The 13,313-nt window shown below is 43.7% G+C and carries 10 protein-coding genes; 3 read left to right on the top strand and 7 right to left on the bottom strand.

Features of this window, described 5'->3' with window-relative positions:
* Window positions 1-8: 8 nt before the first annotated feature.
* The gene (locus tag HCR01_RS31235) at window positions 9-1,661 is read left to right on the top strand and encodes a sodium:solute symporter family protein (RefSeq protein ID WP_193199886.1); all 1,653 of its coding nucleotides are present in this window, start codon (window positions 9-11) and stop codon (window positions 1,659-1,661) included.
* Between the two features lie 84 nt (window positions 1,662-1,745).
* Here HCR01_RS31235 and HCR01_RS31230 read toward each other — a convergent pair whose 3' ends face one another.
* Together HCR01_RS31230 and HCR01_RS31225 are read right to left on the bottom strand one after the other, a co-directional pair.
* Window positions 1,746-2,585: a tetratricopeptide repeat protein gene (locus HCR01_RS31230; RefSeq protein ID WP_193199885.1), complete on the bottom strand. Its 840-nt coding sequence runs from the start codon at window positions 2,583-2,585 to the stop codon at window positions 1,746-1,748.
* A gap of 352 nt (window positions 2,586-2,937) precedes the next feature.
* Window positions 2,938-3,855, bottom strand: a complete 918-nt coding sequence (locus HCR01_RS31225; RefSeq protein WP_193199884.1) for a ribonuclease D — start codon at window positions 3,853-3,855, stop codon at window positions 2,938-2,940.
* A 240-nt stretch (window positions 3,856-4,095) separates the two neighbouring features.
* Here HCR01_RS31225 and HCR01_RS31220 point away from each other — a divergent pair, with 240 nt between their 5' ends.
* The gene (locus HCR01_RS31220) at window positions 4,096-5,805 is read left to right on the top strand and encodes an HAD-IIB family hydrolase (RefSeq protein ID WP_193199883.1); all 1,710 of its coding nucleotides are present in this window, start codon (window positions 4,096-4,098) and stop codon (window positions 5,803-5,805) included.
* On the opposite strand, the gene HCR01_RS31215 is transcribed toward HCR01_RS31220, so the two are convergent.
* The 3 genes from HCR01_RS31215 to HCR01_RS31205 form a co-directional block, all read right to left on the bottom strand.
* Window positions 5,802-5,999 (bottom strand): DUF433 domain-containing protein, encoded by a 198-nt coding sequence (locus HCR01_RS31215; protein WP_320073222.1) that lies wholly within the window; start codon window positions 5,997-5,999, stop codon window positions 5,802-5,804. The genes HCR01_RS31220 and HCR01_RS31215 overlap by 4 nt on opposite strands.
* A gap of 68 nt (window positions 6,000-6,067) precedes the next feature.
* Window positions 6,068-6,496 carry a hypothetical protein gene (locus tag HCR01_RS31210; protein WP_193199882.1) on the bottom strand — a complete coding sequence of 143 codons (429 nt, stop codon included), beginning with the start codon at window positions 6,494-6,496 and terminating at the stop codon, window positions 6,068-6,070.
* Between the two features lie 83 nt (window positions 6,497-6,579).
* A complete protein-coding gene (locus HCR01_RS31205) occupies window positions 6,580-7,437 on the bottom strand; it encodes an acyl-CoA desaturase (protein ID WP_193199881.1) in 858 nt (285 codons plus the stop codon).
* Between the two features lie 173 nt (window positions 7,438-7,610).
* Between HCR01_RS31205 and HCR01_RS31200 the strand changes: the two genes are divergently transcribed.
* Window positions 7,611-8,840 carry a TetR family transcriptional regulator gene (locus tag HCR01_RS31200; RefSeq protein WP_193199880.1) on the top strand — a complete coding sequence of 410 codons (1,230 nt, stop codon included), beginning with the start codon at window positions 7,611-7,613 and terminating at the stop codon, window positions 8,838-8,840.
* Between the two features lie 26 nt (window positions 8,841-8,866).
* Here HCR01_RS31200 and HCR01_RS31195 read toward each other — a convergent pair whose 3' ends face one another.
* Window positions 8,867-12,802 (bottom strand): EAL domain-containing protein, encoded by a 3,936-nt coding sequence (locus HCR01_RS31195; RefSeq protein WP_193199879.1) that lies wholly within the window; start codon window positions 12,800-12,802, stop codon window positions 8,867-8,869.
* Window positions 12,783-13,151, bottom strand: a complete 369-nt coding sequence (locus HCR01_RS31190) for a hypothetical protein (RefSeq protein ID WP_193199878.1) — start codon at window positions 13,149-13,151, stop codon at window positions 12,783-12,785. Before HCR01_RS31190 ends, HCR01_RS31195 begins: the two co-directional genes overlap by 20 nt.
* Between the last annotated feature and the right edge of the window lie 162 nt (window positions 13,152-13,313).

Raw genomic sequence — 13,313 nt, 5'->3', positions numbered from 1 at the left:
GAAAAACCGTGTCAGTTGAAATTTGGACTATTGTGCTAGTTGGTCTTTCTTTCCTAGCCTACATTTATATTGGTTGGCAATCACGAGTTGAAAATAGTAAAGACTTCTTTATAGCGGGTCAGGGAATACCCTCAATTGCTAATGGTGCAGCCACCGCCGCAGATTGGATGTCCGCGGCTTCTTTTATTTCTATGGCGGGGCTAATTTCTTTTTTGGGCTACGACGGTTCTATTTATTTGATGGGCTGGACTGGCGGCTATGTACTGCTAGCGTTATTGCTGGCTCCCTACTTACGGAAATTTGGTAAGTATACAGTGCCAGATTTTGTAGGCGATCGCTACTACTCAAACATCGCTCGCTTGGTGGCGGTAGTTGCAGCTATTTTCGTCTCTCTCACCTACGTTGCTGGACAAATGCGGGGTGTGGGCATTGTTTTCAGCCGCTTCCTCCAAGTAGACATCAATACAGGTGTAATCATCGGTATGGTGATTGTAGGCTTTTTCTCTGTGTTGGGGGGTATGAAAGGCATCACCTGGACGCAAGTAGCACAGTACTGTGTGTTAATTTTTGCTTACTTGATTCCGGCTATTGCGATCGCCTGGTTACTCACAGGTAATCCTGTCCCCCAACTAGCATTTACCTTTAGTGATGTTGCTGACAAGCTAAATCAAATCCAGCTTGACTTGGGGTTTAAAGAGTATACTCAGCCATTTGTAAACAAGTCGATGATAGATGTGCTGTTCACTACCATTGCTCTGATGGTAGGTACTGCTGGCTTGCCTCATATCATCGTCAGATTTTATACGGTACCAAGTGTGCGTGCAGCTCGCTTCTCTGCGGGTTGGGCGCTGTTATTTATTGCCATTCTTTATACAACTGCTCCAGCCCTCTCCATGTTTGCCCGCTATAACCTGATCGATTCTCTGCACAATCATACGATCGCAGAAGTGCAGCAGCTAGACTGGGCGACCAAATGGGAAAAAACTGGACTGCTGGCATTCGAGGATAAAAATAAAGATGGGCGTCTCCAATTAACCCCAAATAAAGACACCAACGAAATTACGATTGACCGAGATATTATTGTGCTTTCCACCCCAGAGGTGGCTAAACTTGCTCCTTGGGTGGTTGGCTTGGTAGCGGCTGGTGGGTTAGCAGCTGCTTTGTCTACAGCATCGGGTTTGTTGTTGGTAATTTCTAGTTCTGTCGCCCACGATATCTACTACCGCATATTAGATTCAACAGCTTCAGAACAAAAACGGGTGTTTGTTGGGCGCATCATGGTTGGGCTGTCCCTCGTTCTGGCGGGGTACTTTGGGGTAAATCCGCCGGGATTTGTGAGTGAGGTGGTGGCTTTTGCCTTTGGTTTAGCTGCTGCTAGCTTCTTCCCGGTGATTTTCTTGGGAATTTTCGATAAGCGCACCAATTCTGAAGGGGCGATTGCCGGCATGTTGGCAGGTTTAATTTTTACAATTATCTACATTGTCGGCGTCAAGTTTGGGGGTATGCAACCCTGGTTTTTTGGCGTTTCTCCTGAAGGAATTGGGACTTTAGGTATGCTAATTAACTTTGTAGTTACCTTAGTGGTTTCTCGGCTAACGCCACCTCCTCCAGCAGAAATTCAAGCGCTGGTGGAAGATCTTCGTAGTCCTGGTATTGAATAATACATCTATGGCTAACGCAAAGGAACGCTGAGGGAAGCGCTGAGGAACGCAAAGGGAATAACTCTTTGTTTCTCGGCGTTTCCACTACTGAAGCTCTTGGATGTTATTCATCACTTGTTGGTATAAGTCGTTGTTACCTTGTTTTTTAAAGATGGCTGCGGCTTGTTGTAAGTCTTTGAGCGCACCAGGTTTGTCTCCGTTGGCGGCGCGGGCATTTCCCCGGTTATTATAGGCAGGGGCAAAGTTGGGATTGAGGCGAATGGCTTGATTGTAATCTGCGATCGCTCCCTGTGGATCTCCATTGGCAGCGCGGGCATTTCCTCGATTATTGTAGGCGATAACATATTTCTGGTCGAGGCGAATCGCTTGATCATAATCATTTAGCGCCCCTCTTTGGTCTTTTTGGGCGGCGCGAGCATTTCCTCGATTATTGTAGGCTTCGGCATAGTTGGGAGCCAGGCGAATCGCTTCGTTGTAATCCTCAATCGCTGCTTTGTTGTCTCCTAGGGAAGCACGCGCATTTCCTCGGTTATTGTAGGCTTCAGCGTCGTTGGGATTGATACTAAGTGCTTGGTCATAATCTGCGATCGCTCTTTTTTTGTCTCCCAGATCAAAGTAGGCTAGTCCCCGACTCTTGTAAGCCTCTCCGTATTGGGGATTGAGACTAATCGCTTGGTTGTAGGAAGCGATCGCACTTTGCGAGTCGCCCTTGAGATGTTGATTCTGTCCTTGAATGTAGAATTCCCCAGCTTTAGATGTTTTAGCTGGGCGAGGGCTAGGAGAAGTAACTCCTATTTCTGTCACCAATACATCTTTGTTGTTACTACAAGAAACGCCTGTAATCGCGCTCAATGTGGCAAAAACAGCTATGGTAAATGCTCTGCTTACTCTTATTCGCTTTTGCTGAAATAAGCGCCATCTCATAAGTTGCTACACACCACCATGATACCTGGACGAAATTAGTACCAAAATCTCGTTAATTGTTAATTTTAGAAATTATTCTAACTTTGGGTAGATGTATAAAATCAATTAACAAGCTCACATAATCTTTACAAGATTTATTTAAAGGTTATCGGTAGGATAAATTTAAAAATTTTAAGTATAAAAATTTTCATCTTAATCTTTCCTGTTGTTATCTTACTGCTTTCTGAGAGTAGGTTTATTATGAACCTTGCCAGTATTTAATATGTTATCTATAATACTTTCTTAAAAGAATATTTTAAATCCTTAGCTGTCCAGATTCCTAATTTCTCAAAAAAGTCGGGGATCTAACTTTTCAATCCTCAATATCACTTTCTTGGGTTTTGGGAGTTAGTCGCCAAGCAGTAGTTTTATCAATATCTACAGATAGTTGTTCTAAATTTTGCCCTAAATCTTTTTGGAGCTTTTGAGTTAATGTAATGGGAAAATCTAAATTAAGGCCTTGAGTTTGTGCTAGCCTTGCCAATTCTGTAAACGTAACTTTTACTGTAGTGCGATCGTAACTAGTCAGTTTGCAATAAGAAGTTTCCGGTACATTCTGAGCCTGCATAGCTTTCTTAATTCGCTCTTGCAAATTCTCAAATTCTGAATTTAACAGCTTCCACTGCTCCTCAAGTTGCATGTATCTTGCACCAAGTATTGTGAGGTCTTCAGTTGCGGGATTAGGGCTAGTTTGAGCTTGTAATTTTAATAAATTTAAGTGTACCTGAGCAAGATAAATACAGTCTAGATAAGCATAATCTATTTGTTCTTCAGTCAGGGGTCGCTTTCCCCAATCGCTTACTTGTTCTTGTTTGTCGATATTGTTAAAGTTACAAAGTGTTGTAGCTAAGGTTTTGAGTTGATAGTTTGGTAATGGCAATAAATAGTAGGGAATTTTTTTTGCTATATCCAAAGTGCAAGTGATATTTTTCGCTTTCTTATTGCCGAGAAGTTTAAGATCATAACTGGCATTGTGAAAGACTTTTTCAATGGCAGAATTTATCATGATTTCCTGAATAAACTCAGCTATAACATCAGGTTTATCTAGGACATCGAAAAGGTAAACGCGATCGCCACTCATATCTTGAGGATCGTCTAATACCTGAATTAGCGACAGTCTAGGATTACGACTTTTATAATCAGCGACTTCTGTATCTATCCACAGGGTTTTAGCTGTGGTATATTTAGCAACAATAGCACGAATTTCGCTGGCAGAAACAATGTATGGCATTGGCTAATATTGGAGTATCGATAATTAGAATATAGTTTCCCAAATTAGCATTCAAAGCAACACTCAACAATCATATTCATTGCTAGAAAGTAATCGGATGGACGTACTGAAGTCAGGTTAACAACTACGGCTATAGTATTACCTTCCTGTAAAGTTTTCTCTCTCAAGCTGGATAAATAAAGCTGTTAGGGCAAGTAATTCTAATAAAAGAGCAAATTTATCCAAGTTTTCTACTGCCTCATGCGTTACTTTGTATTAGCTACAGACTACGATGGCACACTAGCTACAGATGGTCGTGTGCATGACGAAACTTTAACTGCACTAAAACATCTGCGGGCCTCTGGTCGCAAACTTATCTTGGTAACAGGTAGACAGCTAGATGATTTGCTGCAAGTTTTTGAGCAAATCGATTTGTTTGATTATGTGGTGGCGGAAAACGGCGCTTTATTGTATTCACCAGCTTCCCGTCAAGAAAAATTATTAGGCGAGCAACCACCAGAAGAGTTTATCAAAGCATTGCGCGATCGCCAAGTTGACCCCCTATCAGTAGGACGAGTTATCGTCGCCACTTGGCATCCCCAAGAAACAACAGTTCTCCAAACCATCCGCGACTTAGGATTAGAACTGCAAGTCATCTTTAATAAAGGTGCGGTTATGGTACTACCTTCAGGTATCAACAAAGCGGTGGGATTAGCAGCTGCGTTGGATGAGATGAAGTTATCAGCGCACAATGTTGTCGGGGTTGGGGATGCAGAAAATGACCACGCCTTTCTCAGCCTATGTGAGTTTTCTGTAGCGGTTGCTAATGCCTTGCCAATGCTCAAAGAGCGTGTAGATTTTGTCACTGATGGTAAGCGAGGGGATGGCGTCATTGAACTGATTGACAAACTGATCGCTTCAGATTTGTCTGAACTCGATGAGCAGTTGCAAAGACATAATATCTTGTTGGGTACGAAAGAAGACGGCTCTGAAGTAAATATTCAACCTTATGCCACCAGCATCTTACTAGCTGGGACTTCTGGGGGTGGAAAATCTACTCTCGCTACAGCCGTGCTAGAGCGCATCGCCGAGCAAGACTACCAATTTTGCATCATTGACCCAGAGGGCGACTATGAAAACTTTGAAAATGGCGTTATTTTAGGTGATGCTACACGTTCACCAAGGTTGACAGAAATTCTGGATTTACTTGAGCAACCCCATGAAAATGTTGTAATTAACTTGTTGGGTATTGCTGTCGAGGATCGTCCTGGCTTTTTTGCGAAAATTTTACCTGCTTTGCTAGAATTGCGATCGCGGACTGGTCGTCCTCACTGGATAGTCGTAGATGAAGCACACCACCTCATACCTTCATCTTGGAATCCCGCCGCACTAACATTACCTCAACAACTCAAGGGCTTGATGCTAATTACAGTTCATCCCGATCAAATTGCATCAGCAGGCTTGTCATTGATAGATACTATACTTACCGTAGGTAATTCGCCAGAAGCAAACATCAAAACATTCTGCGAAACTTTAGGTGATTGTCCGCCGCAACTTTCACCCCAAAGCTTAGAAGCCGGAGAAGCACTAGTTTGGTTTAGAGAAACAACAGAACCATTCCGTTTTCGCATTACTCCTGGGCATACTGAACGCCGTCGTCATATCCGCAAATATGCAGAAGGTGAACTTGGAGAAGACAAGAGTTTTTACTTCCGAGGAGCACAAGGAAAGTTAAATCTCCGCGCTCAAAATCTGATTTTGTTCACTCAAATGGCAGAGGGTGTAGATGACGAAACTTGGTTATATCATTTACAACAGGGAGATTATTCGCGTTGGTTCAAAGAAGCAATTAAGGATGAATCTTTAGCAGAGGAAGCCGAGAAAATTGAGCAGCGTTCTCATATTTCAGCTGATGAAAGTCGTGCAGCAATTAAAGAAGCGATCGCCCAACGTTATACTCTCCCAGCTTAAGTAAAGGTAAGGTTGTAATCTGCGGCAAAAGCGAGACAAGCTTTGATATCTTGAGCAGTAAGTTCAGAAAAGTCTTCTAGAATCTCCGCTTCCGTCATGCCACCTGCAAGGTATTCCAAAATATCATACACAGTAATTCGTATTCCTCGAATGCAAGGTTTACCACTGCGTTTGCCAGGTTCGATTGTAATAATATCTTAGTAATTCATAAGTTAGCAGGGATGTTTGCCTACGAATATAATAGCGGGAGGCTGTTGTAGTATCACAAATTTAGATGGTAATTAGACGTACTACGCCACTCTTTTAATCCAACACTAGACCAGAGTAAAAAACTTATAAGTAAAAGTCCCGTAACTCCATCTAGCCATATCAGACCATGCATTTTCAAAGACATCGGAGCAAGCATCGGAAACAGATAATGCCCCGGACTGGAGATACTGGTGATGGAGTACAGCCCCAAGGAAAGGTATGCTAACCAAAACATACCTTTTGTATATAACCAGTATCCCAGCAGGCCTATTGGAGTCATCACAATCACAACACTAATTACTCCAATAGAAGTAAACCACTCTGGGCCAGGATATTGACTTAAAAATAGTGCATTGTCTATGTAGTGTAGCCAAGTAGAAATCAAGTTGAATGTGATGATAGCTAGCAGAATCTTCTGACGGAGGCTAAAAGGGTTTGTCATAATACACCATTGCGTTACAAATTACTAAGCCGACTGCTGATCATGCCGTCGGCATAGAAAATTTATGATGGTTTAGTGGCAATTTATTTTTGCCCTGCGGCTTGAGGCGGATGTGACACAACCTTTTTGGCTAAACCCAAAGTCTTCAAGATTTTGATGCTCCACCAAGTCATATCAATTTCCCACCATAACAATCCAGATTTGGCCATGTGGGGGTAAGTATGATGGTTGTTGTGCCATCCTTCTCCATAGGTCATCAGGGATACCCACCAAAGATTACGAGCGCCATCATCAGCATCAAAGGTGCGATAACCCCACAGGTGTGATGCAGAATTCACAAACCATGTGGAGTGCCACAGCAAGACTGATCTGACAAAAATGCCGTAAATTACAAAAGACCATCCTCCCAAGGCATATAGTAGTAAGCCGAAGGGAATTTGCAGGAGTAGGAAGTAGCGATCTAGCCAGCGATAGAAAGGTTGTCTGGCTAGGTCAGGCGCATATTTTTGATAAGTTTCATAGTCAAAAAACTCTGGACGAGGGTAGAAAATCCACAGCATGTGGCTCCACCAAAAGCCTCGCTGAGCAGAGTAGGGGTCTAGGTCAATATCTTCGGTGTGAGCGTGATGCTGGCGGTGTCCACCAACCCAAAAAATTGGCCCTCCTTGGAGAGCAACAGCTCCAATGGTGGCGATCGCATACTCTAACCACTTGGGAACCTGGAAACTTCGATGGCTAAGTAATCGATGATATCCCAGGCAAATGCCGATGCTCCCAAACAACCAATGGAGAAACAGCAGCAAACCTAATGCTGGCCAGGAGAAAAACCAAGGAGCCAAGAGAGCTAAGGCATGAAATGCAGTAAAAAACACCACATTTACCCATCTGAGTCGAGGGGAATTTCCTCTCTCAGGGGCGATCGCCGTAAAATTTGCGGTCATAACAATTCCTGTTTATGGATGATCAAGCGATTTGCTTTTTTCTGGGTGCAACCCTACAGGGATTTACCTGCTCTGTATATTAGTTTGTTACAGTGAAGCAAAGCAAGTATCACTTACATCTGTTATGCTACCAATTCTTCCATTTTTATGCAAGTGGCACTTGCATTCTCTTTATGGCGTCTCAACCCCTTTCAACTCGTCAACGTCTGATTGAAGCTGCACTTGAGTTGTTTACGGCTCAGGGAGTAAGTTCTACCACAACTCGCCAAATTGCGGAAAAAGCCGAAGTTAATGAAGTGACACTATTCCGTAATTTTGGCAATAAGCATGGATTGCTTTTAGCTGTACTAGAAGAATCCGCAGCCTTCAAGAATTTGGGCGAGTCACTGGTACGGCGGGCAACTCCTCCGGGGAATGTTTACCAAGCTCTAAAAGATTATGCAAGCGATAGCTTACATGCATTAGAACGAGTACCAGAGTTTGTCCGGTCTGTGGTGGGTGAAGCCGACCAATTTCCGGCAGAAAATCGCCGCGCTTTAGGAAGAGGAGTCACAGAAGCAAACCGCTATGTAGCCCAGTATTTAGCTACTGTAATCCAGCAAGGACACCTAAATACCTATTTACCCGCAGAAAAATTAGCTAGTTTACTGAATGGGATGATTTTGGGATATGCGGTAATTGAATTTACCAGTGAATTTCATGAACTTTGGGAAGACCGAGATGATTTTCTAGAGAATTTAGTCGAGTTATTTTTACATGGCGCGATGTCATTCTCAGCGGAATCAGCAACAGATTCCTTGTCAGGAAGCTTTATTACTAGGGAAGTGGCTGATTTACCTGCTGGTTTAGTCCACGAAATTCTCCGACAAGCCAGGAAGTCGGGAGTACAAGATTATGCGCTAGCTTATGTGTTGTTTGGTGCTGGATTATCTGTAACAGAAATAGTCAATTTACAGCGATCGCACCAAATTTATGATCCTCAAGGGCATTTTTTGCAAATCACAACTCCAGGATTTGTCCGCCAAGTACCCGTGAATCAGTGGATTTTAGGCAACCGCTATGGTTCCTACACCAATAATCCTTTAACCAAATGGTTGAAAAGCCGTAAAGATAGTCAACCTGCCATGTTTCTTAACGGATCTGGTCAACCAATCTCAGAATCAGAGCTTCAGGTACATTGGCAAACATGGACTGAGGGATTGTTAACTCCTCAAGGACAACCACCAGCGATCGCCCAAGCACAACAAACCTGGTGTGTAGAAATGTTAATGCGAGGTATTAGCTTAGAAAACTTGAGTATTTTAACTGCTTGCGATCGTAGCCAGTTGCAGCCCTATGCCAAGAGAGCTAGAGAAAAGGCGGCGCTAGAGCAAGCAATCCGTTTAGATCATAAGCCTGGATAACAGTGTGAGCTATTTATCTACGCTTTTTAATAAACAACTAAGTCAAAGGGACAGGGTTCCGCAATGCCATAACCTTGAGCATAATTCACCCCAAGCGCTTTGATTTTTTCTAAGATGGCATCATTTTCTACAAATTCTGCAATGGTTTGAATCCCGATCGCTTGTCCAACTTGATTAATCGCTTCAACCACTGCCGGATCAATAGGATTGTCCAAAATATGTTTAATGAAGCTGCCATCGATTTTCAAAAAATCTACAGGCAGGTTTTTAAGATAGGCAAACGAGGACATCCCACTGCCGAAATCATCTAAAGCAAAACGACAGCCAATATTTCTTAATTCCCCGATGAATTGAGAAGCTTTACTTAAATTAGTAATGGCAACAGTTTCAGTAATCTCAAAGCAGATCGTTTGGGGTGGGATTTGGTGCAAAGCAAATTGCTCATACAGAAATTCAATAAATTGATCATCATTGATGCTCGCACCCGATAGATTGATGGCATAAAGATAACTTTGGCAATTATCTGCTGCTTGACAATAACTCCAGGTTTTTCGGTAGTGCTCTCCTTGAGTGGCAAACAGAGTGCGAATTACCCAGCGATCAATTAGATGCATGAGATTGTAACGTTCCGCCGCTGGAATAAACGCCATCGGTGACACGACTTTGCCAGTTTCATCTAGCAAGCGCAGTAGTACCTCATAATGTTCCCCATTCAACTCAGTCTGTGAAACAGGAACAATTGGTTGGTAATAGAGACGAAACCGATTTTCTTCTAGAGCATGAGCCAGGCGCGTCACCCATTGCATTTCTCCCTGTTGCTTTGCTAAATCGAGATCGTCAGCTTGATAGACATGTACCCGATTCCGTCCGCGATTTTTGGCTACATAGCAAGCGGCATCTGCAAGACTTAAGACGTTAGCGATGGTTTGACTGTATGCGTCAATGATCACTAATCCTATACTGACTCCAATTGTAAAAAGTTTGTCCTGCCAGACAAATCGGAACTCTTGAACCTTCTCGCGCAGAGTATTAGCAATTCGTTGTGCTTGCTCTAGTGGGCATTGATTGAGCAGTAAGCCAAATTCATCCCCACCCAAACGAGCTAAAGTATCCGTCTTACGAACTTGGCTTTGAAACAATGCTGTCACTTGACGCAAGAGTTCATCGCCGGCAAAATGACCACAGGTATCGTTGACGATTTTGAACTGGTCTAAGTCAAGATAGCAAAGAGCATGCTGTTGATTATGCATCTTGGCTTGATTCATCGCCTGCTCTATGTGATATTCAAACTCGTGACGATTTACCAGTCCAGTTAAAGCATCGTGGCTGGCTTGCCAGGTAAGTTGACGAGATAGGCTGCGAGTGTGAGACACATCATGAAATACCATAACTGCCCCAATCACCTGACTGTCACTAGCACGAATTGGGGCGGCAGAATCATCAATAGCAAACTCATTCCCATTGCGAGCAATCAGGATGGTATAGTTGGCAAGACCGACTATACAACCTTCGTGTAAAGCTCGTTCAACTGGATTTGCGACTGGCTCACGAGTGGTTTCGTTAACAATCCGAAAAACTTCTTTTATGGGCAATCCTTGTGCTTCTGCTTGATTCCAGCCCGTTAGTGTTTCGGCAATGGGATTGAGATATTGTACCTGACCCAGCACATCCATAGTGATTACTGCATCCCCAATCGATCGCAATGTCACTTGGGCTAACTCTTTTTCTTGAAAAAGGGCTTCTTCGGCTCGTTTGCGTTGCAGCACGGAACTTAATTGCGCTGCGATCGCTGTAATACTTGGAATTAAATACGGATCATCTTGCCAGGATTCAAACTTAAAAAAGACGAGAACTGCTAGCAGTTGGTCATTGGCAATCAAGGGAATGCCTAAGCCTGCTTTGATGCCAGATGCCAAAGCAATTTCGTGACGTAAAAAAATTGTTTCTGATTTTGATACATCCTCACACCACTCTAGTTGCTTAGATGCCCATACCCTTCCTGGTAGCCCTAACCCGATTCCAAAGGTAAATCTCTCACTCACTTTTCGGAATTGATCGAGTTCTGGTGAGCTGCGATCGCCATACCAAGCTGGGCTACAATGCAAAATGGCTGCATTCAGATCAGGAACCCAAGCTTCGCCATAGTTCCAGCCTTTGGTTTCACAGATTGTTTGCAAGATACTTGTCAAAGCAGTATTAAAATCCTCCGCTTCGCCAATAGCAAGTGCCAAGGTTTGCAAAAGCTGGACTTGTTCTTCTGCTCGTTTGCGATCGGTGATATCGGCAAATGAGGTAACAACTGCACAAGCAACAGAGCCGTCAATTGGAAACAGGGGTTGAGAATTAATTGAAATCCAGGTTAAGTTACCATCTGACTTGTGAACTCCCATAATCACATTAGTAATGGGTTTTCCGGTTCGTAACGCTACCATCGCTGGGTGTTGCTCACCGGGAAACGGTGAACCATCTTCATGAATCGCTCGCCATCGGGGGTCAAGAGAAGTTCGTCCCATCATTTGGTCTAGGGATAAACTGAGAATCCGCTCTGCATTGGCGTTACTAGTTTGGATTACTCCATTCGCGTCTTGTAAGATAATGCCTTCTGCCATTGCACTGACCACAGGGCGATAGCGTGCTTCACTTTCCTGTAAGTAAAAATTAGATTGGGCGAGTTCGGCAGTTCGTTCTGCTACCTTGATTTCCAAAGTGGCGTTTGCCTGTCGTAAAGCTTCTTCTGCCTGTTTGCGTAAGCGAAGCTCGTCGTAGACATCGCTAATATCAAAAAGAATACCAACACAGCGCACAGCCTGACCCGTCTCGTTATAGAGAAACTGACCAAATGCTGCTACCCAGATGATCTGTTCGTTGTCTACCCGTATAATTCGATGCTCCGAAGTATATAGCAAGCGCTCATGTTGAGCACGCTCTAGTGCTTGCATCACCTGCTCTAAGTCATCTGGGTGAACACAACTACGCCACATTTCTAGTGTCGCCTCACCATTTAATACTGGCTCATAACCGAAGAGTTTAAAATGTTGCGCCGACCACAGCGCTCTTTTAGTCAATAGATCAACATCCCACGTCGCCATCCCAGCCCCTTCAATTGCCATACTCAAGCGTTGCTCGCTCTCACGCAGGCTTTCTTGTGCCAGCTGGCGCTCGGTCACGTCCAAGGCGGTACTAATTACTACACGTCTACCATCAGGCGATCGCCCCAATGGTGCAGAGTTGAATACCCAAACACAGGTTTTACCACTGCGAGTGGTAATGGTATATTCACCTTCAGCGATGCGTTGATTCAGTTTATATAACCGTTCAATATCTGCTCTGACGAGTTCTTGTTTTTTACCATAAGCCTTTTCAGTCCAAGCGGTGGTCGTCGGAATTTCTTCGAGAGAATACCCTGTCAGTTCGCTCCAAGTCCGGTTAATTTGCATCACTTCTCCATCTTCTGCATGGAGCATGATGGGCACTGGGGCATCAAGAATAGCGCGACGGAAGCGCTCCTGAGAGAGCTGTGCTGCTACTTCTGCCTGCTTACGCTCTGTAATATTGTTCGCAATTCCTACGACTTCTTGCACATTGCCAGTTGCATCTTTGATCGGGTAGAGGAATAACTCAATCCAAAGAGCACGGCCTTGCCGTCCACTGACAGCAGGATTGTAGAAAACAGGTGGCAAAGCTACAGATTCTCCAACAAACGCCTTTTGAATCATTGAAAGCTGCCCCAGCATTTTTACTTGCGGATCTTGCAACAAGTTATAATCTTCTAGGGTGTCTCGTGTTGTTCCCCAAATTTGCTCCCAAATTGGATTGGTATGCAGTAAAGACCCATCTGGGGCAAAACGCTGAATGATAAACGGTGCTTGCTCAATCAAGCTACGAAGTCGGTGTTTTGTTTGGTACAGTTTGGCCGTACGTTCCCTCACCCAAATTTCTAACTCATCGTGAGCTTGTTTCAACGCTGCTTCTGCCTATCTGATGCTGAAGTTGGTGATTGCTCTGCTTTAACTTCGTTGCATATCGGTGAGCAGTCTCAGCCAATTGAACGGCTAGAGTTGTGCATAAAGCAAAGAATATGCCATTTACGCTTTCGACTTTTCTAATGGGAGACAGAAGTGAATAGCAAGTAGCAAATGATTGTACTGGCATTAACAAATTCACTTGTTCCCAAGTGATTGTAGCTTGCCAGAGAAATAGATTGAATAAAAAGATTCCCAAACCAGGTAGTAGGGGAAACCAACGGGGACGCTTCCGACTCCAACGGCTGTTTAGTGCTAAAACTAAGATGCCGATACCAAGTAATAGCAAGCCGAAAGCTGTGTGAATGGCAACTCCTGCGAGATATCCCCAATCATAAGCGGCTACCAGTCCACTAGACCTCTTGCAAAAGTCAGTTAAACAGATTCGGTTTTGGGCAGACGAAGTTCATAGTTGTACAAACCAGCTATTAGATTAAACCTTAAGCCAAAT

This window comes from Nostoc sp. MG11 (assembly GCF_014904695.1).
Classification (GTDB): Bacteria; Cyanobacteriota; Cyanobacteriia; order Cyanobacteriales; family Nostocaceae; genus Komarekiella.
The sequence above is the reverse complement of the archived record's forward strand: the minus strand, read 5'-3'. Positions and strand labels throughout refer to the sequence as shown.